Raw genomic sequence first — 25,776 nt, forward strand, 5'->3', positions numbered from 1 at the left:
GTCAAGCGAGGGGAGCAGAATGGCTCAGATTGAAGAGTTGCAGGCGCGGATCACCCGCGCGCTGGACAAGATCGGCACGGGACTGGACAGCTGGGAACCGGCAGCGGTCAACGCCGAACTGATGGCTATGCGGGCGCAGACGGAAAAGTCGATGGCCGAGGCCGAGCAGGCCCGCGCCGAACTGTTCGATCTGAAAGCTGCGATCGAGGCCGCGCCAGAGCCCGAACCTGCGCCGGTGCCCGAGCCGGAACCGCAAGCGGACCCCGAAGAAATGGCCCAATTGCGCGAGGCGCTTGAGGACGAAAAGCTGGCCAATGCCCAGCTGGAAGAACGCCTGCGCACCCTTGGAGAGCGTCAGAACAGCGAAACCGCGTCGTTGCGCGAACAGGTGGCCGCGCAGCGCGATGGCCTGTCGCAATTGGACGCCGAGTTGCAGCGGCTGCGCAATTCCAACGAAGCGCTGCGCGACACCGTTGCCGCGCTGCGTCAGGCCAACGCCCAGGGCGTCGGCGATGCCCAGTTGATCAACACGGCGATGCAGCATGAACTTGAATCCCTGCACGCCGCCCGCGCCGCCGAAGCCGCCGAAACCCGCGCGGTTCTGGATGCGCTGACGCCGCTACTCAGCGCCGCGTCCGGCGAACCTGGCGCCGGGTCCAGCGAACAAGAGGAGACAGTCTGATGTCCGTGCAGATGGAAATCCAGATCCACATTGGCGGCCGCACATTTGAGGTGGCCTGCCAGCAAGGCGAAGAACAATTCCTTTTGTCCGCTGCGCGCCTTCTGGACACCGAGGCACAGGTTCTGGTCACCCAGATTGGCAGGATGCCCGAAGCGCGTATGCTGCTGATGGCAGGGCTGATGCTGGCGGACAAGACTGCCGGCCTTGAGGAACGCCTGCGCGAGGCCGAAGATCACCTGGCGGCCCTGAAGGGCGAGCTGAAAGAGCTGCGTGACATGCCGCCGCCAGAACCGGAACAGGTCGAAGTCCCGGTGATCCCCGACGATGTGACGGATGCGCTGGCCGAAATCGCTGCCCGGGCCGAGGCCTTGGCCGAAACCGTGAACGAGAAACTGCAAACGGGCTGAAACGCCGTTCCTTGAAACGAAAAAAAAGCGCCCCAAACCCGGGGCGCTTTTTGTTTGTCCAGCCGCTGAAGCGTGTTTCAGGCGTTGGCTTCGCGGATTTTTTCAGCGGCGTCCTTGTCATAGCTGACGCCGTTTTCTTCCAACAACTGGTCCAGCTCGCCCGAGAGGGTCATCTCGGTGATGATGTCACAGCCGCCAACGAACTCGCCCTTGACGTAAAGCTGCGGGATGGTCGGCCAATCCGAATATTCCTTGATGCCCTGACGAATGGCGTCATCGGCCAGGACGTTCACGTCCATGAAGTCGATGCCCATGTAGTTCAGAACACCAGCCACACGGCTGGAAAAGCCACACTGCGGCATGGATTTCGTGCCCTTCATGTAAAGCACCACGTCGTTGGACTTTACCACTTGGTCGATCTGGGTCTTTGCGTCGCTCATTTCTTTGCGTCCTTCGGTATGAAGAGTTTGGCGTAATCCTGGGGATCACGGGGGATCTTCCAGCTTTGGGAATGTCCACCGCCTACGCCGGATTGATAATCAGACTTCAACTCGTGAAAGCCGGTGCCCGGTGCGCTGCCGCGCCCTCCGGGGCGCTGCCTTTGTCCCGCCACCGCAACCAGCGCCGTCACGATGACGATCAAGGCAAGCAGGATAAGGACAAACGCGACCGGGTCCATGGTCAGTCGGGGGCCTTGGTGGTCAGCGCAAGGGCGTGCAATTCGCCGCTTGGGCCATCCATCTTGCCTTTGAGGGCGGCATAGACAGCGCGCTGCTGTTGCACCCGGTTCTTGCCACGAAAGCTTTCATCGACAATCATTGCAGACATGTGCACGCCATCGTCGCCCGCGACCTGAATTTGGGCCTGCGGAAAGCTCTCGCGCAAAAGTTTTTCGATTTCATGAGCCTGCATGGGCATGCTTGGCGTCTCCGTCTATTTCTTGACTGTTTCTGTCCAAGAGGTAGTGCGCGGAGGCCGCAGGCGCAAGCCAATCCAGTGTCCAAACGCGGATCACATGGGCAAACCGCCTGTCAAAGCGGCAATGACTCAGCGGCGCGAGGTGCGAATATTGCGGCGCGCCTTGACGCGAATTTCGCGAATGCCCGCCAGTTGCTGCTCGGTCATCCAGATCGCCACGGTATAGGTCCGCGACCGTTCGCTGCCTTGCGGGGCGTTGATTTGCAGCGCCCGGAACTCATAGCTCAGCGTGTCAGCGTCGCTTTCTTCCTCGAGTTTGATCAGGCGCAGCTCGAATGGCCCCTGACGGTCGGACACACCGGTCGCTCGGATCACGGCGCCGCCCGGACGGCGCTCGATCAACAGTTCGGTCACTTCGCCGATCAGCGTGCCTTGGTAAGCTTGAGGTTGATTGTCGCGGAAGATCGAGATCCGGCGGCGCGGGATCAACGGGTTCACATCCGCCTCGGCCGCGACCGGCTGAGAGGTGCTGCGGCCAAACCAGTTCATCGGATTGAGACGCGAGTCGCGTATACCGCCACAACTGGTCAGAACCACCGCGGATAGAACCAGAACCGAAAGAGATTTCTTCATGCGACTGCCGCCCTCTGCCTGCTTAAACCTGAGTTACCGCAAATGTACTGGCTTGAAAAGTCGCAAGCACTGGACGTTTGTGCCTCGGTTGCCTAACTCCGGACAAAAGGAGATGACGCATGGCTCAGGCAGCATTCGAAGAGGTGGTCGAGGATTTCGAATTTCTCGACGATTGGGAAGACCGCTATCGCATGGTGATCGAGATGGGCAAAGCGATGGAGCCTTTGCCCGACGCGCTCAAGGTGCCGGCCACCAAGGTCGAGGGCTGCGCCAGTCAGGTCTGGCTACATCCGCAGATCGACGGCGGCGTGTATCACTTTCAGGGCGAAAGCGACGCGATGATCGTGCGCGGGCTGATCGCCTTGCTGCACCGGCTTTATGATGGGTTGCCGCTGGACGAGGTCACAGCCGTGGACGCCCGCGCAGAATTGGGCCGCCTTGGCCTGCACGACCACCTGTCGGCGCAGCGGTCAAACGGGCTGCGGGCGATGATCGAGCGCATTCGCGAACAAGCCGCCGCCGCAGCCTGAGGCGCGGTGATCCAAAGGGGCGCTTCCGCGCGCTCTTATTCAGCAATTGGACAGGCGACGTGCATTTTCGACGCCTGCACTGGTTTCAAATCGACATTTACCAGACCGTGAGGGGCTGGCCCCTCACGCATCCGTTTGTTGCGGCGCTAGGTCCGGATGGCGTCGAGAATCCGGGCCCAGCTGCGGATGCCCTTGTGAAAGCTTTCGAGGTCGTATTTTTCGTTTGGGGAATGGATCTGGTCGTCGTCCTTGCCCCAGCCAACCAGCATGGAATCCATGCCAAGGATCGACTTGAAGTATCCCGCCACCGGAATGGAGCCGCCGCAGCCGGTAAAGGCTGCCTCTGCGCCCCATTCCGCGCCAAGCACGCTGCGCGCGGCCTCAAACGCGGGGTGGGTGATTTCCATCTGGCTGGCGGGGGATGCGCCGTGATCGTGAAAACTGGCGGTCACGTCCGTTGGCAATTGATCCCGAACCCACTGGCGAAAGTTCTTGCGGATGGCGTGCGGGTCTTGCGTGCCGACCAGCCGGAAACTGACCTTGGCCGAGGCTTTGGATGGCAAGACGGTTTTGAACCCGTCGCCGGTATAGCCGCCGATCATGCCGTTGATCTCGGCTGTGGGGCGTGACCAGATCATCTCGAGCGCGCTGCGATCCTGCTCGCCCGCCGGGTCCAACAGGCCGACATCGCCTAGGAATCTGCCGTGGTCAAAGCCGAGGGCCTGCCATTGCGCTGCGATCTCCGGGTCCAGTTCAGGTACGCCGTCGTAGAAATGCGGGACCTGAATGCGGCCCTGATCGTCGTGCAGATTGCCGAGGATCCTGGCGAGCACCCGCAGCGGGTTCATCGCCGCGCCACCGTACATACCAGAATGCAGGTCTTTGTCCGGGCCGGTGAGTGTGATTTCCTCGCCGCACAGGCCACGCAATTGCGTGATGATCGACGGCACGCGGCTTTCGAACAGGCCGGTGTCGCAGATCAGCGCGATATCGGCGCGCAATTCCTCGGCGTTTTCCTTGAGGAAGGGGATCAGCGAGGGCGAGCCCGATTCCTCTTCACCCTCGAAGAAGAAGGTGATCGAACAGGGAAGGGCGCCATTCACCGCCTCCCAGGCGCGGCAGGCTTCGACGAAAGTCATCAACTGGCCCTTGTCATCGGAAGATCCGCGGGCGCGGATCACCTTGCCTTTGGGCGTCTCTTCGATCGCCGGGTCAAAGGGGTCGCGGTCCCACAGGTCCAGCGGGTCAACCGGCTGCACGTCGTAGTGGCCATAGAACAGCACATGTGGCCCGTCACCCTTGACGTGGCCAACAACCATCGGATGGCCCGGCGTCGGGCGTTTGCTGGCCACGATGCCGAAGCTGGCCAGATCTGCGACCAGCCAATCGGCGGCACGGTCGCAATCGGCCTTGTACGCCGGATCGGTCGAGATGGACGGGATGCGCAGCAGATCGAACAGCCGCTTGGTGGCGGCGGGCAAATCGCTATCAATGCGCGAAAGAACGGGGTCGAGAGACATGGGAGAAGCTCCTGCTCGGGGGATTTGCGCCCGAACCTATCACCCCGAAAAGCCCTGTCCAGTGGCTCAGGCTGTGACCGCCATCAACCCGGCCAGCACCATCCCGGCGCCGACGAACTGTCGCAGGCTCAGCGTCTCGCCGATCCAGTGGGCATAGGTCAGCACCAAAACGGTTTCTGCCGCCACAACCGCGATGTAGATGATCGATACGTCGATCCGCTTCATCAAGATGATCTCGGCGATACAGGCAAGTCCAAAGCCGATGATTGCAATCGCAAGTCCCAGCGTCATGTGTCCCGACGAAGCCGACTTCATTCCGACAGTGGCCAAGGCATATCCCGCTGCGGTGGCAAGGATCAGCGGCGGGGCCAGGATCATGGGAGTCGATAAGTCGGACATTTTATACCTGAACTGAAAAAACATGCGTGTTGAAAAGGCGCGGAAAGCATTCCGGTTACCCTGGCGTCACTTTGGCCTGTGGGGGGGATCAGGTCTAGTAAGGTATTCCCTCCTGTATATCTCAACCCAATTGCGTATGGGCCGGCGATGGAACGGAGGCAGTTGTTTGTACCAAAGTCGCGGCGCCAATGCAGGCAAAAGCATCTATTCCCAGATGGACATGATTTTCGGCTCCGATCGTCAGTGCATGTCCCCAGAGGGGCCAAGATGCTGGACGTGACGTTCGAATGTATCCAAATCTGAATGGCAGGTAGACTGAGGACGACAAGGCGCAATGAAAGGGCCGACTGATTCTGACGAAACCGCGAGCGAGGTGCGAAAATGGGAGGATCATCGCAAAAGTTGTTTCCGATATGCTCCAATTTTGCCGCTCCGAGCGGGCGATTGGGGGATTTTGTTGACCCACATCAAAGCTGCGACGGTTGGTCCACCCCTAAGAGAGTAGACAGAGCTTGGCCTGAAGGTTAGGTATTCACGAAATTGAATGCGGACTCACACCGCATGAGGCAGCGGCGCTGGCCGTGGCCCATACAAGAAGGAGGAGCCCGGTGGACTACACCGCGAAACTCGACGACGCCCTGAACCGTCTCCATGAGGAAGGCCGCTATCGGACCTTCATCGACATCGAGCGGAAAAATGGTCAGTTTCCCCACGCCACTTGGCGCCGGGAAGATGGGTCCGAGCAGCCGATCACCGTGTGGTGTGGCAACGACTACCTGGGCATGGGGCAGCACCCCATCGTTCTGGAGGCCATGCACGAGGCGATCGACGCCACCGGCGCAGGGTCGGGCGGCACGCGGAATATCTCGGGCACCACGGTTTATCACAAGCGGCTTGAGGCCGAGTTGGCGGATCTGCACGGCAAGGAAGCGGCGCTTCTGTTCACCAGCGCCTATATCGCGAACGATGCAACTTTAAGCACTTTGCCAAAATTGTTCCCGGGGCTGATCATCTATTCGGATGAGTTGAACCATGCCTCGATGATTGAGGGCATTCGCCGCAATGGCGGGGCCAAGCGTATCTTCAAGCACAACGATCTGGACGATCTGCGTGCCAAGCTCGAGGCCGACGATCCTTCGGCGCCCAAGCTGATCGCCTTTGAATCGGTCTATTCGATGGACGGCGATTTTGGCCCGATCGAAGCGTTTTGCGAGCTTGCCGATGAATTCGGCGCGCTGACCTATATCGATGAAGTGCACGCGGTGGGCATGTATGGCCCGCGCGGCGCAGGCATCGCCGAGCGTGACCGGCTGATGCACCGCATCGACATCATTAACGGCACCCTTGCCAAAGCCTTTGGCGTGATGGGTGGCTACATTGCCGCAAGTGCCAAAATGTGTGACGCCGTAAGGTCTTATGCGCCGGGCTTCATCTTCTCCACCTCGCTGGCGCCAGCGCTGGCGGCAGGGGCAACGGCCTCGGTCGCGTTCCTCAAGACCGCCGAGGGGCAAAAGCTGCGCGAGCGGCACCAGACTCAGGCAAAAATCCTCAAGACCCGTCTGAAAGGGCTTGGCCTGCCGATCATCGATCATGGCAGCCATATCGTTCCGGTGATTGTCGGCGATCCGGTGCACACCAAGAAACTGTCGGATATGCTGCTGGATGGTTACGGCGTTTATGTGCAGCCGATCAATTTCCCAACCGTGCCGCGCGGGACCGAGCGATTGCGCTTTACCCCGTCGCCGGTCCACGGACCCAATGAGATGGACCAGCTTGTTCAGGCGATGGATGAACTTTGGAGCCATTGTGCGCTGAATCGTGCCGAAATGGCAGGTTAACCATTGTAAATCCTGTAATATCACTTGCGCTGTGTTAACCTGCCAACAATAACCGCCGCACACGAATCGTGACGGTCGGACTTGGGCAGGCACGGGGCTAGAGGTGGACAGGATGGGGCAGGCCGTATGATCGGGCGCAAATCCCAGAGCAAACTGGTTGAGACTCAAGACTCGCCGCAGAGTTTTGACGACTACGCGTTGCGTCTTGGCGATGTGATGCGCGGTGAGCGTGCGACACTGGGTAAATCTCTGTTGGATGTGCAACGAGAATTGCGCATCAAAGCCAGCTACATTGCCGCAATCGAAAACTGCGATCCCTCCGCCTTTGATACCCCTGGGTTCATTGCCGGCTATGTCCGGTCTTATGCGCGCTACCTTGGTATGGACCCGGACGAAGCCTTTGCCGGTTTCTGTGCCGAAAGCGGGTTTTCCGTCGCGCACGGCATGTCGGCCGACGCCTCGACGATCCGCAAGCCCGTGCCGGGTGAGCCTTCGCGCCCCAAGGCCCGCGATCCTCTGGCCGAACCGAACATGCCTTTTGCCCCTGCCGGGGACAGCTTTCTGTCGCATATCGAGCCGGGCGCGATCGGGTCTTCGCTTGTGCTGCTCGCGCTGATCGCGGGGATCGGCTATGGCGGCTGGACAGTCTTGCAAGAGATTCAGCGCGTTCAGCTTTCGCCGGTGGAACAGACCCCGATGGTGCTGAGCGAACTTGATCCGCTCGATGCCGCACGTGCGCCTGCAACGCCGGATGCCGTCGGGCAAAAAGCCATGGCGGATGCCGGAGTGGCGGGCGTCTTTACGCCACCGACGAATGACGCCTTTGACCGCCTGTATCGTCCGCAGGCGCTGGACGTCCCGGTGCTTGTCGCGCGCGATGCGCCGATCTCGACGCTGGATCCTGACACCGGCGGGATGTTCGCCGGGGCAGGAACGTCAGCGACGCTTCCGAACGTGCAGGACAGCACCTTGGCCGCCGCAGCGCTTCAGCCCGGCTTTGGCCAGGACCCGACGCAACTGGCGCTTGGATCGGGCGTGACGGTTGTTGCGGCCCGTCCCGCTTGGGTTCAGATCAAGGATGACAATGGCGCGGTCCTGTTTTCGGGCATCCTGAACGCCGGTGACACCTATCCGGTGCCGCAGGGCGCGGCTGATCCGGTGATCAAGGTCGGCGAATCCGGCGCGATCTATTTTGCCGTGAACGGAACCCTGCATGGCCCCGCTGGGCCCAGCGGCGCTGTGACCACCGATCTGGCGCTGGATGGCGCTTTGATCGTGGCGGGATATGATCCTGTCACCGTGCAAGACGATCCCGATCTGGTGCCGGTGATGGCCAAATTGGCCCCTGGCGCGACCGCGGAACCGCAAACGCAGGTCGCAAGCCTGCCCGCTGGCCAGTTCGGCCAACCTCAGCCGCAGGTTCTGGCAGCTTCCACGCCCGGTGTGACCATCGTCGCATCGCGAGAGGCATGGGTGCGGGTCAAGGCGCCGTCGGGTGCCACGATCTTTGAGACCATCATGCAACCCGGTGACACCTACCGTGTGCCACAGACGGAAACCCCGCCGACCATTCGAACCGGCGATGCGGGTGCCGTCTATTTCGCTGTGAACGGCAAGACCTACGGGCCTTATGGCTCGAACGGGGCTGTGGCCGACAACCTTGCGCTTTCCGTGACCAATGTGACCCAGACCATGGCCGCAGCAGATTTGGCAAGGAACACGGAATTGGCTAAAGTGGTGGCGCAATTGAACGCGGGTCAGATCGGTGTTCAGGATTGACGCGTCCTGATCCTACCTGAATATCTGTAGAACCTTGTGAAAATGAAGACAGCGCCAAGCCGTCCGGGTAACTGTGCCTTGCCGTGCCTTTGGCCCTCGAACGGATGGAACGTCAGCAATGACTCACAACCCGATACGCCCATGGCGCAACATCGAGCGCCGCAAATCCCGTCAGATCATGGTGGGCAATGTTCCTGTCGGGGGCGATGCGCCGATCACCGTGCAGACGATGACCAACACCGCCACCACGGATATTCGCGGCACCATCGCACAGGTTCAGGCCGCCGCCGAGGCGGGGGCTGACATCGTGCGCGTCTCTGTCCCGGATCAGGACAGTGCCAAGGCGCTCAGGGAAATCGTGCGCGAAAGCCCGGTGCCGATCGTCGCGGACATCCATTTTCACTACAAACGTGGCATCGAGGCCGCCGAGGCCGGCGCCGCCTGTCTGCGCATCAATCCCGGTAATATCGGCAATGAAGACCGCGTTCGCGAAGTCATCAAGGCCGCGCGCGATCACAACTGTTCGATGCGGATCGGGGTGAACGCGGGCAGCCTCGAAAAGCACCTGCTTGAAAAATACGGCGAACCCTGTCCAGAGGCCATGGTCGAAAGCGGGCTGGATCATATCAAGATCCTGCAAGACAACGATTTTCACGAATTCAAGATCTCGGTCAAGGCTTCGGATGTCTTTCTATCTGCCGCCGCTTATCAGGCCCTGTCCGAGGCCACCGATGCGCCGCTGCACCTTGGTATCACCGAGGCGGGCGGGTTGATGTCCGGCACCATCAAAAGCGCCATCGGGCTGGGCAACCTGCTGTGGATGGGGATTGGTGACACGATCCGCGTCAGTCTTTCGGCTGACCCGGTAGAGGAGGTGAAGGTCGGCTACGACATCCTCAAAAGCCTGGGCTTGCGCCATCGCGGCGTGAACATCATTTCCTGCCCGTCCTGCGCGCGGCAGGGCTTTGACGTCATCCGCACTGTCGAGATCCTTGAAAAGCGTCTTGAGCACATCAAGACGCCGATGAGCCTGTCGATTATCGGCTGTGTGGTCAACGGCCCTGGCGAAGCGTTGATGACCGACGTCGGCTTTACCGGCGGCGGGGCCGGTTCGGGCATGGTCTATCTTGCGGGCAAGGCAAGCCACAAGATGTCGAATGACCAGATGGTCGAGCATATCGTCGAAGAAGTTGAAAAGAAAGCTGCCGAAATCGAAGCGGCCGAATCTCAAAGTACGCAAGCCGCGGAATGACCAGGTGGGTCTTGACCATTTGGATAACAATGATCTGAAATATCCGGTCCTCAGGTCCGCCAACATCTCGCAACTGGATATTCTGAAGGGTCTGCGCAAGGGCGACGTCGGGGTCGATCTTGCGCTGTTGCAAAAGGTCGCCTCACCAAGAAGTCTCGAGATGAAGCTGCGCTTGGCCCTGCTGCTTACCGGCGGGTTGGCGATTTATGTCATGCGGGGGGATTATATCCCGATCCTGTTCGCGGTTTTCCACCTTTTCACTGCTTTGGGATACCGTTTGGTGTTGTCCCGGCAGTCTACGGTTGTCCCGGTGGCACGGTTCGGCAGTCTCGCCCTTGCCGATTTCATCAATGTGCTGGTCTATGCGCTGGCCATTTTGTATTTCGGAACAAGCGAGACAAACAGCTATCTGATCCTCGCCTTGATCATGTTCGTCGGGTTTTACCTGCACACGCTTGGCGAACGGTCACGTGTCATGGTGCTGTTTGTCAACGATGTGACCCTCCAGATGCTGTTGTTGGCGGCGCTGATCGGTTGGCTTTGGTCGCTTTACGGAGGCGGCGATGGTGCAGGTGCTCTCAACCGCAACGATATGTGGATTCTGACTGTCGGGACCGTCGCGCTGCACCTCTATTTCCTCATGCTCTGCGGTTATATCCGGCGGGCAAGGCGATTTTTGCAGGACGCTCAGGACCAGCGTGTCGCGGATGAAAGGTTGTTGGCCATTGGTCAGCTAAGCGGCGGAATCGCGCATGATTTCAATAACATGTTGACGGCTGTTCTGGGAAATATCGAATTGGTGCGATTGACCGCGGACCCGGTTGAGCGCGAAAAGTTGATGAACGAGGCAGAGAGCGCGGCGCGGCATGGGGCCGAACTGACCTCGCAGCTTCTGGCCTATTCGCGCAAGGCGCAGTTGCGCCCGCGCGAAGTCGACGTCACGGATATGCTGAATTTATGTTTGCCGACGATCCGGGCACGCCTGTCGGGCGATCAAAAGATCGACATTGACCTGAGCCCCTCGAATCTGCCCAAGGTATTCATCGATGTGCAGCAGTTTTGCTCTGTGATCATCAGTCTGATCGACAATGCGGTGCAGGCCATGGATGCGCGCGGGGTGATCACGCTGACCCTGATGCCCAGCTATGCATTGGGCGAGCTTGGAGTGAGCATCGAGTTGCGCGACAGTGGCAAAGGAATATCGCCGGAAATCCTGCCAATGGTGTTCGAGCCCTATTTCACCACCAAACCCAAAGGTCAGGGCTCGGGGTTGGGGCTGGCGATGGCGCGCGGCATTGTTGAACAGTCTGGCGGTCGCATGGAGATCGACTCGCAGGTCGGGTTGGGGACCACCGTGCGGATTTATCTGCCCGAAGCCGACTCGCTCAGGGGCTGAGATAGCGTTCCAGCACAAGGGCGGGCATCTGGCCACGGATCAGCTTGTCGCGCATGACATAAGACGGTGTCACATCCAACGTCAGCCGCGCCATCATTTGTTGGGCGCTCTCGCTTTGGCTGACATCAATCAGCTTGGCGCCAATCCCCAGCCGTTCGGACAAGGCCAGCAAGTCGCGGACCGCAGCGGAGCAGTCGGTGCAGCTCTTCGATATGAACAGGGCGATGGCGATCGGGGCATCAGGCGGGCCAAAGCTGGCATCGTCGGGAGAAAACAGCGCCTCGGCTTCGGCTTCGATACGCGCCAGATCGGCGGATATCTCATCCGCGTAGGGGTCCACGGGCGCTGGCTGGGCCAAGGCGCGCAACCTGTCGCTGAGGCTGTCTTGCGCCGCCACCGGGGCAGCGGCGCAAAGCAATGCAATAAGCGGCCAGTGGCGCATCAATTCTCGGTGCGGGCCTGGCTGACGATCTGGCGCATTCCATCCAGCGGCACATATCCGCGGACCATTTCCCCCGCCATGACAAAGCTTGGCGTGCCATTGATCTGCATGCGCTGCGCCAGTGCGCGGGTCTCGGCGATGCGGCGCTGCACTTCGTCGCTTTGCATCTCGGCCATGATGGCTTCGGCGTCCAGTCCGAGTGTGTTTGCAAGACGGGTCAGCACCGCTTCGCTGGGTCCACCTTCGAGCGACACCAGCGCGTCATGGACCTGCTCATAGGCTTCGGGTCCGGCAACGATGAGCGTGGCAATGGCGAACTGCGCGGATAGCGTCGAAGCTTCGCCGAGGATCGGGAACTCTTTGACGATAAAGCGGATATTGCCATCGCTTTCGAGCAGCTCTTTGACTTCGGGGAAAGCCTTGCGGCAGTAACCGCAGCGGTAGTCCATGAATTCGACGATGGTCACGTCGCCTTCGGGGTTGCCGCCAACCCAGCTGAACCCGTCGTTGAATATCGCCTCGGCGTTGTCGGCGAGAAGGGCATCGTCGGCAGCGGCCTGCTGCTGGTTTTCGCGCTGCTCAAGGACCGCAACGGCCTCCATGATGACCTGCGGATTGTTCAGCAGATATTCCCGCACCTTGAGGCCAAAGGCCGCCTCTTGCTCGGGCGTCATGTTGCCAAAGTCGATCTCTTCAGCTTGGGCTGCGCCACCAAGGGCAAGCGCCGCGATCAGCGCCAGCGGGCGCAGGGGGCGAAGGGTAAGTTGGGTCATGTCGTCTCCGGCTGGTGATAGGGTTGCGTCATTTGGCGCGTTTGGCTGCACTTAGCACATCCTGCGCCCTTTGCCATGGGCCCGATCCACGGGGCAAAAGCCCCTCGGCCCGTTTGGCGTGTACTGCGGCGTCTTTGAGCCGCCCTGTCAGCGCATAGCGCTCGGCGGTCACAAGCGAGGCCATGCCGTTCTGTTTTGTCTGCGCATAGGCGACCGCCAGATCGCGCAGCACCCGAGGGTCGGAATAGTCGCGGCTGCGGGCGCGTTCCAACACAGACAGTGCCTGTTTCGGCTGGCCATTGGCCACAAGGGCGCGGCCCAGACCAGCAAGGATCATGGCATCGTTCGGCGCCAGTTTGGCCGCCTGCCCATAGATCTGCACCGCAGGCCCGAATTTGCGCGATTCCAGCAGGATCTGGCCTTTGAGGTCCAGAAGATACGGATCTTTCGGGCGAAGGGCGATAGCGCCGTCGATATTCGACAGGGCTTTGGACAGGTTTGACTGACGGTGCCAAGCCGCGGCTTGCCGCATGAGCGCGATGTCCTGCGACGCGCTGTCCTTTGCCCGCCGCAATGTCCAGCTGGGCGCGCGCTTGAAGGCGGTCAGCTTGCCCTTGAGACGGTTGAACCAATATTCGGCGCCGGGATCGCGCTGGCCGGTCTGATGACCGGCCACCAGCCCTTTGAGTGCGCGCAGGCGATCGCGCGACAACGGGTGTGAGCGCATATAGGGGTCTTGCCGCCGCACTGACAGCGCCTCCTGACCGCGGAACAGATCCTGCACTTCGACCGCACCCTGCGGATCAATCCCGGCGCGCATCATGTAGCGGACGGACGAAATATCGGCCGAGCTTTCCTCGGCCCGTGTGTGTGACAGGAACAGCCGCATGGCCGAGCTTTGCGCACCAATCGCCAGCCCGACACCGGCTTCGGGGTTGGACGAGGCCGCAGCGGCGGCTGCGCCAAGGATCATCCCCAGCCCGGCGGCGGTGCGCGCTGTGCGCATGTTGCCAAGGCGCCGGGCGATGTGGCCATTGGTGATATGGGCGGCCTCATGGGCGATCACCGCCTGCAATTGCGCCGCGCTGTCGAGCTTCATCAAAAGCCCTGAATGAATGAAGATGTGCGAGGGATCTGCGACAAAAGCATTGAGCGAGCTGTCATCCACAAGGATCAGCCTGACCTGAGAGGGGTTCAGCCCGGCCGCCGACAGCACAGGCGTTGCGATCTGGCGCAGCCCGTATTCGATATCCGCATCGCGCAACAAGGACACGCCCGCGCGCAGCGGCGCGCCCGCAAACAACGCGGCCACGGTGACCAGTGTCAGCAGACGGGGCAGAAAGCCGGTGATGCGGCGTGGAAGGATCATTGACGTTTCACCTTTGTCGCTCATAAGCCTGAGTGCGGGCAGAGTAGTGAGGTCACAATGAGAAATTCAAGCCGTGGTGCGGTTGATCCCTTTATCGTGATGGATGTGATGGAGGCTGCGAGGCAGGCCGAAGCGGCCGGGCGCCACATCATTCACATGGAAGTCGGCCAACCCGGCACACCTGCGCCCGCTGCTGCGCGCGACGCCTTGGCGCGCGCCATGCAGGACGAAGCGCTGGGATATACCGTGGCGCTTGGTCTGCCGGCGCTGCGGGCGCGGATCGCGAAACTCTATGGTGAGTGGTACAATGTCGACTTGGATCCGGCGCGGGTCGTGGTCACGCCGGGATCGTCCGGCGGGTTCATTCTGGCGTTTTCGGCGCTGTTCGACGCTGGCGACCGGGTGGCTTTGGGGGCGCCCGGGTATCCGTCTTATCGGCAGATCATGAAGGCGATGGATCTGGTCCCGGTCGAGGTTCAGACCTCGGCGGAGAATCGCTTGCAACTTGCGCCGCAGGATCTGGCGGGGCTCGATTATCAGGGGGTGATGGTCGCCAGCCCGGCGAATCCCACTGGCACGATGCTGGGCAAACCCGAACTGGCGGCGCTGATCGATGCTGCGCAAGGGCAGGGCGCGTCCTTTCTGTCGGACGAAATCTATCATGGGATCGAATATGATCAGCCCGCCGTCAGTGCGCTTGAGATCAGCGACGATGTCTGCGTGATCAACTCCTTCTCCAAGTATTTTTCAATGACCGGATGGCGCGCGGGCTGGCTGGTTCTGCCCGAGGCCAATTTGCGGCAGGTGGAGCGACTGGCGCAGAATATGTTCATCTGCGCGCCGCATGCCTCGCAGGTTGCGGCGCTGGCGGCGATGGACGCGGGGGATGAGCTTGAAGCCAACATGCAGGTCTATCGCAGGAACCGCGCCCTGATGCTGGCGGGGCTGCCTCAGGCGGGCTTTGACCGGATCGCGCCGCCGGACGGGGCCTTTTACGTCTATGCCGATGTCAGTCACCTGACGGCGGACAGCCGCGCCTTTGCCCGCGAAATACTGGACGAAGCGGGGGTTGCAGTAACGCCGGGGCTGGATTTTGATCCGGCGCGCGGGGCGGGCACGCTGCGGTTCTCCTACGCGCGCTCTACAGCCGATATCGCCGAAGGGCTTGAACGGCTGCGCGCCTTCATGCGGGCGCGGGGCTTGGCGGAATAGGCCTTCGGTCTGGCGCCTGCCGTGGCGTTTGACCAATCCGAGATGTACGAATCCCGGGCAGGGCTGATAGAGTGCCGGGAAACAACAAAGCCGGGTCAAGACGGCGGAGCAGAGTATGAACAGGATTATTGCAGCTTTTGCAGGGCTATGCCTTTGGTCGTCCGGGGTGATGGCGCAAGAGGCTTCGGGCCTTGCACGGTTTGAGGGCGGCGCGGTCACGGACGGCATGTTCGGCGGTGCGGAGCTGACGCTGGACCTGAGCCAGGGCGTGCCGTGGCGGTTGTTCACCTTGACCGATCCCATGCGCTTGGTGCTGGATTTCCGCGAGGTAGATTGGCTGGACGCAGATGGCGCCGAGATGGACCAGTCCGATCTGGTCAGCGCGTTACGGGTTGGCGGCTTTCGCCCGGGCTGGTCGCGGCTGGTCGCGGTTCTGGAAGACCCGGTCGAGATCAAACAGGCGGGACTGAAGGTCGATACGGCAACGGGCCGCGCGGTTTTGACCGTGGCACTGGCAAAGACGGACGCTGAGGCCTTTTCGGCCCATGCCGGCCTGCCGCGCGATCCGGCGTGGGATCTGCCGACCCCAACCGCAAAGCAGGCCGCGCCTCCCGCGCCGGGCGCCCCCTTGGTGATCGTGCTTGATCCCGGTCACGGCGGGATTGACCCGGGGGCCGAACGCGGCGGCGTCAGTGAGGCCGGTTTGATGCTGCAATTCGCCCGCGAACTGGCCGAGGTTCTGATCCGCACAGGCAACTACAAGGTCTATTTGACACGCGACGAAGACAGCTTTGTTTCGCTTGAGGCGCGGGTGGCCATGGCGCACGAGGCGGGCGCGAACCTGTTTGTGTCCCTGCACGCGGACGCCATTCAGGAAGGCGTCGCCCATGGCGCCAGTGTCTATACGCTGGCGGACGAGGCTTCGGATGCGGCCTCGGCGGCGCTGGCCGAGCGGCATGACCGCGATGATCTTTTGGCAGGGCTGGATCTGTCCGGGGCGGATGACCGGGTGGCGCAGGTGCTGATGGAACTGGCGCGCCTCGACAATGGGCCGCGCTCCAAGGCGCTGGCGCGGCATCTGGTGGCCGGGATCAAGAATGCCCTTGGCCATGTGCACAAACACCCGCTGCGCGAGGCGGGGTTTTCGGTTCTCAAGGCGGCGGATGTGCCGTCGGTGTTGATTGAACTGGGCTTTCTGTCGACCGAGGAAGACCTGAAGAACCTGCAAGACCCGATCTGGCGCGCGGGCATGGCTGCCGGAGTGCGCGACGGGATCGAGGCCTGGGCGCTGGAAGATGCGGCTCTGGCGCGGCTGCGTCGGCAATAGGGGCGCTGCCCCCGCGCCTGCGGCGCTCCCCCGGGATATTTTGGGACCAGTGAAGCCGGGAGCTGGGTTTTCCCCTTGGTCTTTAGGGGCGTAGCGGGCATGTGATGCCTGTGGCTTGCGCGAAAACTCGCCCGGATGTGTTTTGACCGCTCGCATCATGAGGTATAGTGAGCGGACAGTTTTAATGGGGGCAAGCGCGGGTGACTCGCTTTATTTTTTCCTTCTTCGGCGCGATCTTCAGTGTGATTACACTGGGGGCGATGATGGTCGCCGTCACGATTGGCGCGATTTTCTGGATGTATGGCCGCGATCTGCCCAGCCACGAAAGCCTTGCGCAATATACGCCGCCGACGATCAGCCGGATTTATTCGGTAGAAGGTCAGGTGATTGACGAATTCGCGCAGGAACGGCGTCTGTTCACCCCGGCCAACGAGATCCCCGATCTGGTCAAAAACGCTTTTATCAGCGCGGAAGACAAGAATTTCTATACGCACCAAGGCTATGACGTGCGCGGTATCGCAGCCGCGGCCATCGATGCGGTAAAAACGCGCGGGCGCGATGTGCGCGGGGCGTCGACCATCACCCAGCAGGTGATGAAGAACTTTTTGCTGTCCGGTGACCGCAAGGCCGAACGCAAGATCAAGGAGATCATCCTTGCCAGCCGCGTCGAAGAGGCCCTGTCCAAGGACAAGATTCTTGAGCTGTATCTGAACGAGATCTTCCTTGGTCAGAACGCCTATGGCGTCGCGGCCGCTGCGCAGGTTTATTTCAACAAGACCCTGTCGGAACTGGCCCCGCATGAGGCGGCGATGCTGGCCTCGATGCCAAAGGCGCCGTCGTCCTTTCATCCCGTGCGCCGTAAGGAACGCCTTCTGCAGCGCCGGGATTTCGTGCTGAAGGAGATGATGGAGAACGGCTTTATCACGCCGGTAGTCTACGCGTCGGAAGTGGCCATGCCGCTGAAATCCGTGCAGAACGGCGATTTTGAGCCGTATTACGAGGCGCTGCCGCCGCGTGATTATTTCACCGATGAAATCCGGCGCCAACTGAGCAGCGATTTTGGCGAAGAGCAGTTCTTTTCCGGCGGCTACGCGGTGCGTGCGACGCTGGACCCGGAGATGCAGATCGAAGCCGCGACATCGCTGCGGCAGGCCTTGGAGCAATATGACCGTGGCCTTGGCCGCTGGAATGGCACCGGAAAAACTGTTCCCGTCGAAACGCTGGCCAGCGAAGAGGCGTGGCGCGCGGCCCTGTCGGACGTGCGGGTTGCGCGCGACGTCGATCTTGTCCGCCCATGGGTGCCCGCAGTTGTGCTTGAGGTGCGCGATCAGGAGCTGATCGTCGGCATCGAGGGCGTTGCGCTGGACGATCCTCGCGGAAACAGCGTGCCGCGCAGTGACACATCCTGGTTCTCGGGCAGCCTGTTCGACAACTTCAAGCCCGGCGATGTGGTCCATCTGCGCGAAATGGTGGATGACAGTAGCGGAAATTTCACCCGCTGGACCCTGCGACAAGTGCCCAAGGTGCAGGGCGGGTTCATGGCGATGGACGTCAACACCGGGCGTGTAATTGCCATGCAGGGTGGCTTTAGCTACCAGAACTCGGTCTTCAACCGCGCGACTCAGGCGATGCGCCAGCCGGGGTCCAGCTTCAAGCCGTTCGTCTATGCCTCGGCCCTCGACAGTGGTTATACGCCAGCAACCATCGTGGTCGATGCCCCGATCGAGATCAACACGCCGCAGGGCGTCTGGCGTCCGCAGAATGCCTCGCGCCAGTTCTATGGGCCGACGCCCTTGCGCACGGGCATTGAACGGTCGCGCAACATCATGACGATCCGCCTCGCGCAAGAGGTGGGGATGGACGTGGTTGCCCGCTATGCCGAAAAATTTGGCGTCTATGACAATATGGGCCGTGTTCTGGCCAACGCATTGGGGTCAGATGAAACAACGCTGTTCCGCATGGTGGCCGCCTACGCGATGTTCGCCAACGGCGGCGAGCGGGTCGAGCCGACGCTGGTGGACCGTGTGCAGGACCGCTATGGCAACACCATCTATTCGCATGACGCTGCCGAGGGCAACAAACGGGCCTGTGTGAACTGTGACGACCCGAACATTCCCGCAGGGCGTAGCCCCCGTATCGTCAACGATCGCGAGCGGGTGATGGATCCGGTGACCGCCTACCAGTTGACCTCGATGATGCGCGGCGTGGTCGAGCGCGGCACAGCGGCCAAGACCGTCAACCTGCCGGTGCCGACGGCAGGCAAGACCGGCACGACCAACGATGCCAAGGATGTTTGGTTTGTTGGATTTACCAGTAATATCGTCGCCGGCTGCTATATCGGGTATGATACGCCGCGGCCGCTGGGGCGTGGAGCCTCGGGCGGCGGGATGTGCGGCCCGGTCTTCAACCGCTTCATGAAAAAGGCGATCCAGAAATACGGCGGCGGTGAATTTGTCGTGCCTCCGGGCTGTCAGTTCATCAACATCGACCGGTTTTCCGGCGCGCGTCTGTCGGATGGCGCATCGGGCGACAACGTCGTGTCCGAGTGCTTCCGCGAGGGCGAAGAGCCGATCTTTGGCATCCAGTTCGACGGTGGTTTTTCGGTCTCAGGCAGCTTTGACCTGATCCGCCCCGAAGGCGATAATGGCGCCCGTGAGGTCACCACCTCAACTGGCAAAAAGGCGGTTGTGGGCCCCAAGGCGGGTTTTGGCACCTTGTCCTCGGGCGGTCTGTACTGAGATTGGGGGCCGCCATTCGGCCAGTGGGTGAACGGGACAGGGGGGCTTTCCGGGCGCCCGCACGGGACGATCCGGCTTGCCGGGCTGCAGGTTTGCGACGGGAATTTCGTCACCTCGGCTGTTGCGGGCAATCCTGATCGGCGTGTAAAAACCACGCGCCCTCCAGCCGTCTTGCCCCGCCTTTCCCGCCTTGCTATCACGCAGCACCCGAAGGCTCGAGACAGGACCGACCCAATGCGCGTAGAAGCACAAAACAACGTGGACAAGATCCAGAAATCGCTTGACCTTTTGCGTCAGCGGCTGGGTTGGGATACCGCGCAGCACCGGTTGGAAGAGTTCAACGCCCGCGTTGAAGACCCCAATCTTTGGGACGATCCTGCCGCCGCGCAAAAACTGATGCGCGACCGGCAAAGCCTTGTGGACGCGATGGAGACCTACACCTCCATGAAGCAAGAGCTGGAAGATCAGATCGAGCTGATCGAACTGGGCGAGATGGAAGAAGATGACGAGATCGTCGCCGAAGCCGAAAACGCGCTCAAGGCCCTTGTGGGCAAGGCCGTCAAGAAAGAGCTTGAGGCGCTGCTCAATGGTGAGACGGACGGCAATGACGCCTTCCTCGAAATCAAATCCGGCGCTGGCGGCACCGAGGCGTGCGACTGGGCCTTGATGCTGTCGCGCATGTACGTCCGTTGGGCTGAAAAGCGCGGCTTCGAAGTGGAGTTGCAGGAAGAAACGCCGGGCACCGAAGCCGGGATCAAATCGGTGACCTACCAGATCAAGGGAAAGAACGCCTATGGCTGGCTGAAATCCGAAAGCGGCACGCACCGGCTGGTGCGGATTTCACCCTTTGGCAAAGGCACGCGCGAGACCAGTTTTGCCGCCGTCGGGGCCTATCCGGTGATCGACGACAATATCGAGATCGAGGTGAACCCGGCCGATATCCGCATCGACACCTACCGATCGTCCGGCGCGGGCGGTCAGCACGTGAACACCACCGACTCGGCGGTGCGGATCACCCACCATCCCACCGGGATCGTTGTCACCAGTTCCGAGAAATCCCAGCACCAGAACCGCGACATTGCCATGAAGGCCCTGAAATCGCGCCTCTATCAGCTGGAACTGGACAAGCGCAACGCCGAGGTCAACGCCCTGCACGAAGCCAAGGGCGATGCGGGCTGGGGCAACCAGATCCGCTCTTATGTTCTGCAGCCATATCAGATGGTCAAAGACCTGCGCACCAACTACGAAACCGCTGACACGCAAGGCGTTCTGGATGGCGATCTGGACGGTTTCATGGAGGCCACGCTGGCCATGCAAGTGGCAGGTAAAAGCCGGGCGGACGCCAACGCCGAGGACTAAGACGCGCCCTGGGCCTGATCCGGGGCAGGGCGCATCCCTGCCGGCCCTAAAGATATACCTGAGAGGTATGTTGCCTGACGCAGACATATCCCCTTTACTGAATGTCGGACGTGTTCAGCGGAGGGTAGGATGCCAGATACACCAAAGCCGGGGGTTCCCGATCTGGGAGCGGTCGATTTTGCGCTGCTGCGCGAGGCGCTGCGGCGCGGCTGGAAGGATCTGCGCAGCGCGCCCGGTTTTGCATTCGTCTTTGCCGGGGTTTACGTCCTTGGCGGCTGGATCATGGCCTGGATCACATGGGCCACCGGGCAGACCTATTGGCTGGTTCTGGCCGCCATCGGCTTTCCACTGATCGGACCTTTTGCGGCGGTGGGGTTTTATGATATTTCGCGCCGCATCGAGCAGGGCCGCCCGCTGGACTGGATGCAGATCTTCAGCGTCGTGCTGCGGCAATCGAAACGGCAACTGCCGTCGATCTGCGCGATCATCATCGTCGTCTTTCTGTTCTGGTTCTTTCTGGCCCACATGATCTTTGCCCTGTTTCTTGGGCTGTCGACCATGACAAATGTCTCAAGCTCGTTCGAGGTTTACCTCAGCGCCAACGGGCTGATGATGCTGGCCGTCGGCACGGTTGTCGGTGCAGTATTCTCGACGCTGCTTTACATGATAACCGTGCTGTCGCTGCCGCTGCTTCTGGACCGCGAGATCGACTTTGTGACGGCGATGATCACCTCGTTCCAATATGTCGCGAACCATGCAGTGCCGATGATCGGCTGGGCGATCTTCGTGGCAGTCTTTACCCTGTTGTCCATGGTGCCGTTCTTTGTCGGGTTGTTCATCTCATTGCCGCTGCTGGGTCATGCGACGTGGCACCTGTATGACATGCTGGCCAATGGCGCGTATGGTGCGCAGGATGACGCGGTTCCTGCCTGAGCGCAGTTTGTCGCAAGCCCCCGTTATCGCGCCAAGTTTTTTCAAAGCAATAACCTAAGTAAATGCGCACATCCCCGACAGGTCGATGATGGTCCCGTGTCCTGCTTGGAGGTGGGACGCGCCTCGGCGCTCCAATGCGCCGTCCATTTCAGAAGGGGAGAGAATGATGTTGATGAAAGCTTTGACCGTGGCAGGGGTTGTTTTGGCCGCAGGCGCTGCCTTTGCGCAGGATGCCGAGCACGGGGCGGAATACTACGCGCAATATTGCGCAACCTGCCACGGGTCCGGCGGCACGGGAGATGGTCCGTTGACCGAAATGATGACGACCGCCGTGCCCGACCTGACTCAGCTGAGTGCCAACAACGACGGTGAATTTCCGATGCTCCGTGTCATACACGTGATCGACGGGCGGACCGGAATGCGGGCCCATGGTGGACCGATGCCGGTCTACGGCGCGCTGTTCAAGGCCGAGAGCGGCATCGACTCGCCCTATGCGGACGTTCTGTACAGCCGCGGCAAGGTTCTTTCGATCGCCTATTATTTGGAGAAAATCCAGAAGTAGGCGAACAAGGCCATCTCAGGCCTCTCGCCCTTCGGCCACTAGACGTGCGTGCAGGTCCGCTGCGCGCGCGTCGCCCAGTTCCAGAGCAAAGACATAGGCGTGTGTCAGGTAGAAACAGGCCGCGTTCAGATCGTTCACACTGTCGGCGGCCTGCGCATAAAGCCCCACAAGCGCGCGGCGATCATTCCGCGCGTGCGCCGCCAGCAGCATGTCGTCCAGGGCTTGCACGTTACTCGGCTGCCTTATCCATCGCGCGCCAGTGATCGACCTTGCCCGCCACCCATTCATGGAAGCAATGCGTCGGCCCATCCATCGCTGGCGAAAAGCGCCCGCCGTCAAAGCCTGAGGCATGACGCCCCTTTTGCATCCCCTCGACCACAAAGATATCCTCCTCGAAGACTGTCTTCCACAGCTGCGCGTTGCGTTGGCGCAGCCCGCTGTCGGTATGGGGTTGGGCGTAATAAAGGTGGATATTCTCGACCGTGCGGTCCAGCCCCTCGGGGACCAGAATGATCGCGAAGGCGTGGTCACGGTGCGCGCCGAGCAGGACGTTGGGGTAGATCGACAGGTATTCGGCAGCGGTGTCCCACTTTTCCGAAAGCCCGTCGAAATCCGGAAAGCTCTGGTCGTTTTCGTTGGTGATCTGGCGATACACCATCGTGCCCTGACCGGAAAAAGCGCCGGGCTCTTCGATGTTGTAATGGTCTTCCAGCCGCGAATAGCTGTTCAGGCCGGGATGCACCCAGGGGAGGTGATAGCTTTCGCAATAGTTTTCGACGGCCAGTTTCCAGTTGGTGTTGACCTCTAGCGTCAACACACTGTCCGAGCCGCCGTGGTACAGTGGCTTTTCAAACTCGGCCCAGCGTTGCATCGCCGGGGCCATGGCGTCTTCGAAGGCCGGGGCATCACCCGAGACGTTGATCCAGACCACGTCGCGCCAGATATGGCTGCGCACTTCGACAAGGCCCAGGGTGTCGCGGTCGATAGAGGCGTGGGTGTTCTGGCCGGGGCCGCCTACATGCGGTGTGCTGACCAGACGGCCATCGGTGCCGTAGCACCATGAATGATAGGGGCAGCGGATGGCGCCTTCGATCTTGCGCGCCTCTTCGACAAGGATCATGCCGCGATGACGGCAGATGTTCTGAAAAACCCGAACAGTGTCATCCTTGCCGCGCACCAGCAGCAGCGGCATGTCCATGAACTGGATCGGCTTGGCGTCGCCCACTTCGGGGACGTCGGCAGCCACAGCCAGCCCCGCCCATTGGGTAAAGATCAGCGCCTGACGCTCCTCGGCGTAGACGCTTTCGTCAATGTAGTGGGCGTTGGGAAGGCCATTCGCCCGGTCGACGGGCAGGCGGACCTGTGAAAGATCGGTGACATTGCGCGACATGGGCGGGCCTCCTCTGCCTGACTACCCATTTCCGGTAGCATCCGGGCAAACCCGTCAGCGCGCCGGATCGCGACACGCCGTGACGCAAAGCGACAAAGCACGGATCAGGAGAAGGGGACGCCGATCTTCAGCATCTGCCTGAGATAGGGCAACACCTTGTCAATGCCGCAAAAGCCAACGCTGCGCGCCGCGGCCAGAACTTTGTGGGTGTCGCGGCCCAAGTATTCGACCACCTGTCGTTCGACCCGCCGCCCGGCCACATCCTCGCGCACGGTGCGGGTGACATAACCCACCCAAAAGTTGTTCTCGAACGACGGCACCCGGGCCAGATAGTTGAACGAGGCTGTCGCGGCTCCGCGTCGGCTGAGCATCAGGGCAATGCCATCCTCTTGCGGCATCACCACAGCGCGGAATTCGCGCTGCGCCGGGGCGGTGGGCAAACCTTGTTCGGCCATCGCCTGTTTGGCTTCGAAGCCGCGCAGGAATGTGTGACCATCTTTGCGGAAGGCATAGGTCAGCCCTTGAACGAATTGGTCTTCGTGCAAAAAGCTGCGCCTGACAAAGCGGTAGAATCCCGAGGGGAAATCCTCTTCCGATACTGATTCTGTAGAATGGCCGACGAAATCTGCGACTTCAGGATGTTCGAACAGACCGGATTTGGGCGCGTGAATGTTCTCGACCGGTTCCAGCAAAATTCGGGCATCTACGCCAAAATACGTGCAAATTCTATGCAAGACATCGGGCCTGGGAAAGCTTTCGCCAGCCAGATAGCGGTTAAACTGTGTGCGATTGATACCAAGGTCGCGACACAACGCCGAAATTGAGGCAGCGTCATTGGACAGTTGACGCAGGTTCGCGCCAAGCATGCTACGCAGTTCCGCGGGACTGGGCCGTCTCGTAGATGATTTTGGCGTATTTACTGGCATCGATACCTCGCGCTTAAAGTGTATATCGTGAACGCTCAACTCGCTATGATAAAGATAGACGCCATTTGGCGTCAAGTGTGACGCTATAGGGCGTCACGGCTGTGCCTGATTAGCGCCATGTCCGCGATTCTGCGACACAAAAATCAAGCAGTAGACGCTCTATTAACCGTGTCGAAACCGCGTCAGTTGGGCCACGTTAAACTTACAGAAACCAAAAGGTTCGCTATGGAAGAGCGTATGTACGGTGTCGTCCTGTGGGCTGACGCAAGCGATAAAAAGGCTGTGATCTGGTGCGAAGACCATGGCAACCTGGCGTACTACTCGGGCTCTGAGCCGAGTGCGCATCAAGGGGTTGCTCTGGACGCCGGTGATCTGATCCAGTTCGACATCCGCGAAGAGCGGGATTTCCGCCGTGCGCGGAACTTGCAGCGCATCGACTCCGGTTTCGCTCCGGACCTTCCTGATCAACTGCGACGTTCGGGCAATATTGGTAAGCCCGGAAACGTTGTCGCCTTTCCCACAGCCCGCGCGTGCTGACCCAGACCTCATGAGCCTGCGCAGGGCGATCTGCTTCTCCCCCTAGGCAGAGACGGAAAGGACAAAAGGCCCCGATCCCTTAGGGACGGGGCCTTTTTGATGTTTGGTCAGGGCGTCCTTACGTTCAGCTGGAACGCCGCAGCCTGCCAATGCGGCGTGAGTTTACGCGCCGCAGGCCAGCGCGGAGTGAGTTTACGCGCCGCGGGCCAGCGCGGAGTGAGTTTACGCGCCGCGGGCCAGCGCGGAGTGAGTTTACGCGCCGCGGGCCAGCGCGGCGACACCCGTCCGGGCGATCTCGGCCAGACCAAGCGGGCGCATCAGATCCGCAAAGGCGTCGATCTTTTCCGAAGTCCCGGTCAGTTGGAAGACAAAGCTTTCCAGAGTCGAATCCACCACCTGCGCACGGAAAATATCCGCCAGTCGCAGCGCCTCTACGCGCTTGTCGCCTTTGCCGGCAACTTTGAGCAGGGCCAGTTCGCGCTCGACGCTGCCGCCTTCGACCGTGAGATCATGCACGTCATGCACCGGCACGATCCGGCCAAGCTGCGCTTTGATCTGTTCGATCACTTGCGGCGTGCCGGTGGTGACGATGGTGATGCGGCTCAGGTGGCCTTCGTGGTCAACTTCGGCCACGGTCAGGCTGTCGATATTATATCCTCGCCCCGAAAACAGACCGATCACCCGCGCCAGAACCCCCGGTTCGTTTTCGACCAGAACGGCGATCGTGTGGGTCTCTTGTACATCCGAAAAGCTCGGGCGCAGGTTATAGGCAGAGTGCTTGTTCGAACCCTTTTTGATATTTAGCGCCGACATCGGTGTCCCTTTCGCGTTAAGTGCTGCCACGGAACGTGGCG

General features: G+C 60.9%; 27 protein-coding genes. 14 read left to right on the top strand and 13 right to left on the bottom strand.

Features of this window, described 5'->3' with window-relative positions; translation table 11 throughout:
- Nucleotides 1–19: 19 nt before the first annotated feature.
- Both ACOYQJ_RS05920 and ACOYQJ_RS05925 read left to right on the top strand, forming a co-directional pair.
- Nucleotides 20–682 (top strand): hypothetical protein, encoded by a 663-nt coding sequence (locus ACOYQJ_RS05920; RefSeq protein WP_422905084.1) that lies wholly within the window; start codon nucleotides 20–22, stop codon nucleotides 680–682.
- Complete coding sequence (locus ACOYQJ_RS05925) at nucleotides 682–1,089, top strand: cell division protein ZapA (RefSeq protein WP_422905085.1); 408 nt, start codon at nucleotides 682–684, stop codon at nucleotides 1,087–1,089. The genes ACOYQJ_RS05920 and ACOYQJ_RS05925 overlap by 1 nt, the downstream gene beginning before the upstream one ends.
- Before the next feature lie 77 nt (nucleotides 1,090–1,166).
- Here the strand turns inward: ACOYQJ_RS05925 and grxD are convergent, their stop codons facing one another.
- The 4 genes from grxD to ACOYQJ_RS05945 all read right to left on the bottom strand — a co-directional run bounded on the left by grxD (nucleotide 1,167) and on the right by ACOYQJ_RS05945 (nucleotide 2,640).
- Entirely contained in the window at nucleotides 1,167–1,529 is a 363-nt protein-coding gene (grxD, locus tag ACOYQJ_RS05930; protein WP_422905086.1) for a Grx4 family monothiol glutaredoxin, read from the bottom strand.
- Nucleotides 1,526–1,768 carry a hypothetical protein gene (locus ACOYQJ_RS05935; RefSeq protein ID WP_422905087.1) on the bottom strand — a complete coding sequence of 81 codons (243 nt, stop codon included), beginning with the start codon at nucleotides 1,766–1,768 and terminating at the stop codon, nucleotides 1,526–1,528. The genes grxD and ACOYQJ_RS05935 overlap by 4 nt, the downstream gene beginning before the upstream one ends.
- A 2-nt stretch (nucleotides 1,769–1,770) precedes the next feature.
- Complete coding sequence (locus tag ACOYQJ_RS05940) at nucleotides 1,771–2,007, bottom strand: BolA/IbaG family iron-sulfur metabolism protein (protein ID WP_422905088.1); 237 nt, start codon at nucleotides 2,005–2,007, stop codon at nucleotides 1,771–1,773.
- A 129-nt stretch (nucleotides 2,008–2,136) separates the two neighbouring features.
- A complete protein-coding gene (locus tag ACOYQJ_RS05945) occupies nucleotides 2,137–2,640 on the bottom strand; it encodes a hypothetical protein (RefSeq protein ID WP_422905089.1) in 504 nt (167 codons plus the stop codon).
- 119 nt (nucleotides 2,641–2,759) lie between these two features.
- On the opposite strand from ACOYQJ_RS05945, the gene ACOYQJ_RS05950 reads away from it, so the two are divergent.
- On the top strand, nucleotides 2,760–3,170 hold the full coding sequence (locus ACOYQJ_RS05950) for a SufE family protein (RefSeq protein WP_422905090.1): 411 nt from the start codon (nucleotides 2,760–2,762) through the stop codon (nucleotides 3,168–3,170).
- A 146-nt stretch (nucleotides 3,171–3,316) separates the two neighbouring features.
- Here ACOYQJ_RS05950 and ACOYQJ_RS05955 read toward each other — a convergent pair whose 3' ends face one another.
- Together ACOYQJ_RS05955 and ACOYQJ_RS05960 are read right to left on the bottom strand one after the other, a co-directional pair.
- Nucleotides 3,317–4,690: a M20/M25/M40 family metallo-hydrolase gene (locus tag ACOYQJ_RS05955; protein ID WP_422905091.1), complete on the bottom strand. Its 1,374-nt coding sequence runs from the start codon at nucleotides 4,688–4,690 to the stop codon at nucleotides 3,317–3,319.
- A 66-nt stretch (nucleotides 4,691–4,756) separates the two neighbouring features.
- Nucleotides 4,757–5,113, bottom strand: a complete 357-nt coding sequence (locus ACOYQJ_RS05960; RefSeq protein WP_422905092.1) for an EamA family transporter — start codon at nucleotides 5,111–5,113, stop codon at nucleotides 4,757–4,759.
- A 584-nt stretch (nucleotides 5,114–5,697) separates the two neighbouring features.
- Here ACOYQJ_RS05960 and hemA point away from each other — a divergent pair.
- The 4 genes from hemA to ACOYQJ_RS05980 all read left to right on the top strand — a co-directional run bounded on the left by hemA (nucleotide 5,698) and on the right by ACOYQJ_RS05980 (nucleotide 11,354).
- Complete coding sequence (hemA, locus tag ACOYQJ_RS05965; RefSeq protein ID WP_422905093.1) at nucleotides 5,698–6,927, top strand: 5-aminolevulinate synthase; 1,230 nt, start codon at nucleotides 5,698–5,700, stop codon at nucleotides 6,925–6,927.
- A gap of 126 nt (nucleotides 6,928–7,053) precedes the next feature.
- Nucleotides 7,054–8,706, top strand: a complete 1,653-nt coding sequence (locus ACOYQJ_RS05970) for a helix-turn-helix domain-containing protein (RefSeq protein ID WP_422905094.1) — start codon at nucleotides 7,054–7,056, stop codon at nucleotides 8,704–8,706.
- A 118-nt stretch (nucleotides 8,707–8,824) separates the two neighbouring features.
- Nucleotides 8,825–9,958, top strand: coding sequence for a flavodoxin-dependent (E)-4-hydroxy-3-methylbut-2-enyl-diphosphate synthase (gene ispG / locus ACOYQJ_RS05975; RefSeq protein ID WP_422905095.1), 1,134 nt, complete (start codon nucleotides 8,825–8,827; stop codon nucleotides 9,956–9,958).
- Between the two features lie 19 nt (nucleotides 9,959–9,977).
- A complete protein-coding gene (locus ACOYQJ_RS05980) occupies nucleotides 9,978–11,354 on the top strand; it encodes a sensor histidine kinase (protein WP_422905096.1) in 1,377 nt (458 codons plus the stop codon).
- On the opposite strand, the gene ACOYQJ_RS05985 is transcribed toward ACOYQJ_RS05980, so the two are convergent.
- From ACOYQJ_RS05985 to ACOYQJ_RS05995, 3 genes are read right to left on the bottom strand one after another with little or no spacing between them, the layout of a single operon-like run.
- A complete protein-coding gene (locus tag ACOYQJ_RS05985) occupies nucleotides 11,344–11,796 on the bottom strand; it encodes a thioredoxin domain-containing protein (RefSeq protein ID WP_422905097.1) in 453 nt (150 codons plus the stop codon). The two genes, ACOYQJ_RS05980 and ACOYQJ_RS05985, sit on opposite strands and share 11 nt — an antisense overlap.
- The gene (locus ACOYQJ_RS05990) at nucleotides 11,796–12,569 is read right to left on the bottom strand and encodes a DsbA family protein (protein ID WP_422905098.1); all 774 of its coding nucleotides are present in this window, start codon (nucleotides 12,567–12,569) and stop codon (nucleotides 11,796–11,798) included. Before ACOYQJ_RS05990 ends, ACOYQJ_RS05985 begins: the two co-directional genes overlap by 1 nt.
- A gap of 28 nt (nucleotides 12,570–12,597) precedes the next feature.
- Complete coding sequence (locus tag ACOYQJ_RS05995) at nucleotides 12,598–13,938, bottom strand: M48 family metalloprotease (protein WP_422905099.1); 1,341 nt, start codon at nucleotides 13,936–13,938, stop codon at nucleotides 12,598–12,600.
- Between the two features lie 57 nt (nucleotides 13,939–13,995).
- Here ACOYQJ_RS05995 and ACOYQJ_RS06000 point away from each other — a divergent pair, with 57 nt between their 5' ends.
- From ACOYQJ_RS06000 to ACOYQJ_RS06025, 6 genes are all read left to right on the top strand, one after another.
- Complete coding sequence (locus ACOYQJ_RS06000) at nucleotides 13,996–15,150, top strand: pyridoxal phosphate-dependent aminotransferase (protein WP_422905100.1); 1,155 nt, start codon at nucleotides 13,996–13,998, stop codon at nucleotides 15,148–15,150.
- A 115-nt stretch (nucleotides 15,151–15,265) separates the two neighbouring features.
- On the top strand, nucleotides 15,266–16,477 hold the full coding sequence (locus ACOYQJ_RS06005) for an N-acetylmuramoyl-L-alanine amidase (protein WP_422905101.1): 1,212 nt from the start codon (nucleotides 15,266–15,268) through the stop codon (nucleotides 16,475–16,477).
- A gap of 200 nt (nucleotides 16,478–16,677) precedes the next feature.
- Nucleotides 16,678–19,215 (top strand): penicillin-binding protein 1A, encoded by a 2,538-nt coding sequence (locus ACOYQJ_RS06010; protein ID WP_422905102.1) that lies wholly within the window; start codon nucleotides 16,678–16,680, stop codon nucleotides 19,213–19,215.
- A 234-nt stretch (nucleotides 19,216–19,449) separates the two neighbouring features.
- The gene (gene prfB / locus ACOYQJ_RS06015; RefSeq protein WP_422905103.1) at nucleotides 19,450–20,574 is read left to right on the top strand and encodes a peptide chain release factor 2; all 1,125 of its coding nucleotides are present in this window, start codon (nucleotides 19,450–19,452) and stop codon (nucleotides 20,572–20,574) included.
- A gap of 129 nt (nucleotides 20,575–20,703) precedes the next feature.
- Complete coding sequence (locus ACOYQJ_RS06020) at nucleotides 20,704–21,507, top strand: DUF2189 domain-containing protein (RefSeq protein ID WP_422905104.1); 804 nt, start codon at nucleotides 20,704–20,706, stop codon at nucleotides 21,505–21,507.
- A gap of 163 nt (nucleotides 21,508–21,670) precedes the next feature.
- Nucleotides 21,671–22,069: a c-type cytochrome gene (locus tag ACOYQJ_RS06025; RefSeq protein WP_422905105.1), complete on the top strand. Its 399-nt coding sequence runs from the start codon at nucleotides 21,671–21,673 to the stop codon at nucleotides 22,067–22,069.
- A 15-nt stretch (nucleotides 22,070–22,084) separates the two neighbouring features.
- On the opposite strand, the gene ACOYQJ_RS06030 is transcribed toward ACOYQJ_RS06025, so the two are convergent.
- The 3 genes from ACOYQJ_RS06030 to ACOYQJ_RS06040 all read right to left on the bottom strand — a co-directional run bounded on the left by ACOYQJ_RS06030 (nucleotide 22,085) and on the right by ACOYQJ_RS06040 (nucleotide 24,325).
- Nucleotides 22,085–22,279: a hypothetical protein gene (locus ACOYQJ_RS06030; RefSeq protein WP_422905317.1), complete on the bottom strand. Its 195-nt coding sequence runs from the start codon at nucleotides 22,277–22,279 to the stop codon at nucleotides 22,085–22,087.
- A gap of 19 nt (nucleotides 22,280–22,298) precedes the next feature.
- Nucleotides 22,299–23,459, bottom strand: coding sequence for an aromatic ring-hydroxylating oxygenase subunit alpha (locus ACOYQJ_RS06035; RefSeq protein WP_422905106.1), 1,161 nt, complete (start codon nucleotides 23,457–23,459; stop codon nucleotides 22,299–22,301).
- A 104-nt stretch (nucleotides 23,460–23,563) separates the two neighbouring features.
- Entirely contained in the window at nucleotides 23,564–24,325 is a 762-nt protein-coding gene (locus ACOYQJ_RS06040) for a helix-turn-helix domain-containing protein (RefSeq protein ID WP_422905107.1), read from the bottom strand.
- Nucleotides 24,326–24,502: 177 nt separating this feature from the next.
- Between ACOYQJ_RS06040 and ACOYQJ_RS06045 the strand changes: the two genes are divergently transcribed.
- Nucleotides 24,503–24,922, top strand: a complete 420-nt coding sequence (locus tag ACOYQJ_RS06045) for a hypothetical protein (protein WP_422905108.1) — start codon at nucleotides 24,503–24,505, stop codon at nucleotides 24,920–24,922.
- Between the two features lie 252 nt (nucleotides 24,923–25,174).
- Here ACOYQJ_RS06045 and ilvN read toward each other — a convergent pair whose 3' ends face one another.
- Nucleotides 25,175–25,735 carry an acetolactate synthase small subunit gene (ilvN, locus tag ACOYQJ_RS06050; protein WP_422905109.1) on the bottom strand — a complete coding sequence of 187 codons (561 nt, stop codon included), beginning with the start codon at nucleotides 25,733–25,735 and terminating at the stop codon, nucleotides 25,175–25,177.
- Between the last annotated feature and the right edge of the window lie 41 nt (nucleotides 25,736–25,776).

This window comes from Pacificoceanicola algae (assembly GCF_049341065.1).
GTDB lineage: Bacteria > Pseudomonadota > Alphaproteobacteria > Rhodobacterales > Rhodobacteraceae > Pacificoceanicola.

Bases quoted from the DNA above. Each gene is read 5' to 3' on its own strand.
- ACOYQJ_RS06020 (WP_422905104.1), top strand. From the start codon at position 20,704: ATGCCAGATACACCAAAGCCGGGGGTTCCCGATCTGGGAGCGGTCGAT.
- grxD (WP_422905086.1), bottom strand. From the start codon at position 1,529: ATGAGCGACGCAAAGACCCAGATCGACCAAGTGGTAAAGTCCAACGAC.
- ACOYQJ_RS06040 (WP_422905107.1), bottom strand. From the start codon at position 24,325: ATGCTTGGCGCGAACCTGCGTCAACTGTCCAATGACGCTGCCTCAATT.
- ACOYQJ_RS06000 (WP_422905100.1), top strand. From the start codon at position 13,996: ATGAGAAATTCAAGCCGTGGTGCGGTTGATCCCTTTATCGTGATGGAT.
- ACOYQJ_RS05925 (WP_422905085.1), top strand. From the start codon at position 682: ATGTCCGTGCAGATGGAAATCCAGATCCACATTGGCGGCCGCACATTT.
- ACOYQJ_RS05970 (WP_422905094.1), top strand. From the start codon at position 7,054: ATGATCGGGCGCAAATCCCAGAGCAAACTGGTTGAGACTCAAGACTCG.
- ACOYQJ_RS05945 (WP_422905089.1), bottom strand. From the start codon at position 2,640: ATGAAGAAATCTCTTTCGGTTCTGGTTCTATCCGCGGTGGTTCTGACC.
- ACOYQJ_RS05990 (WP_422905098.1), bottom strand. From the start codon at position 12,569: ATGACCCAACTTACCCTTCGCCCCCTGCGCCCGCTGGCGCTGATCGCG.
- ACOYQJ_RS05960 (WP_422905092.1), bottom strand. From the start codon at position 5,113: ATGTTTTTTCAGTTCAGGTATAAAATGTCCGACTTATCGACTCCCATG.
- ilvN (WP_422905109.1), bottom strand. From the start codon at position 25,735: ATGTCGGCGCTAAATATCAAAAAGGGTTCGAACAAGCACTCTGCCTAT.
- ACOYQJ_RS06030 (WP_422905317.1), bottom strand. From the start codon at position 22,279: ATGCTGCTGGCGGCGCACGCGCGGAATGATCGCCGCGCGCTTGTGGGG.
- prfB (WP_422905103.1), top strand. From the start codon at position 19,450: ATGCGCGTAGAAGCACAAAACAACGTGGACAAGATCCAGAAATCGCTT.
- ACOYQJ_RS05940 (WP_422905088.1), bottom strand. From the start codon at position 2,007: ATGCCCATGCAGGCTCATGAAATCGAAAAACTTTTGCGCGAGAGCTTT.
- ACOYQJ_RS06045 (WP_422905108.1), top strand. From the start codon at position 24,503: ATGTCCGCGATTCTGCGACACAAAAATCAAGCAGTAGACGCTCTATTA.
- ACOYQJ_RS06025 (WP_422905105.1), top strand. From the start codon at position 21,671: ATGATGTTGATGAAAGCTTTGACCGTGGCAGGGGTTGTTTTGGCCGCA.
- ACOYQJ_RS05920 (WP_422905084.1), top strand. From the start codon at position 20: ATGGCTCAGATTGAAGAGTTGCAGGCGCGGATCACCCGCGCGCTGGAC.
- ACOYQJ_RS06005 (WP_422905101.1), top strand. From the start codon at position 15,266: ATGAACAGGATTATTGCAGCTTTTGCAGGGCTATGCCTTTGGTCGTCC.
- ACOYQJ_RS06035 (WP_422905106.1), bottom strand. From the start codon at position 23,459: ATGTCGCGCAATGTCACCGATCTTTCACAGGTCCGCCTGCCCGTCGAC.
- ACOYQJ_RS05950 (WP_422905090.1), top strand. From the start codon at position 2,760: ATGGCTCAGGCAGCATTCGAAGAGGTGGTCGAGGATTTCGAATTTCTC.
- ACOYQJ_RS05955 (WP_422905091.1), bottom strand. From the start codon at position 4,690: ATGTCTCTCGACCCCGTTCTTTCGCGCATTGATAGCGATTTGCCCGCC.
- ACOYQJ_RS05985 (WP_422905097.1), bottom strand. From the start codon at position 11,796: ATGCGCCACTGGCCGCTTATTGCATTGCTTTGCGCCGCTGCCCCGGTG.
- ACOYQJ_RS05995 (WP_422905099.1), bottom strand. From the start codon at position 13,938: ATGATCCTTCCACGCCGCATCACCGGCTTTCTGCCCCGTCTGCTGACA.
- ACOYQJ_RS05935 (WP_422905087.1), bottom strand. From the start codon at position 1,768: ATGGACCCGGTCGCGTTTGTCCTTATCCTGCTTGCCTTGATCGTCATC.
- ispG (WP_422905095.1), top strand. From the start codon at position 8,825: ATGACTCACAACCCGATACGCCCATGGCGCAACATCGAGCGCCGCAAA.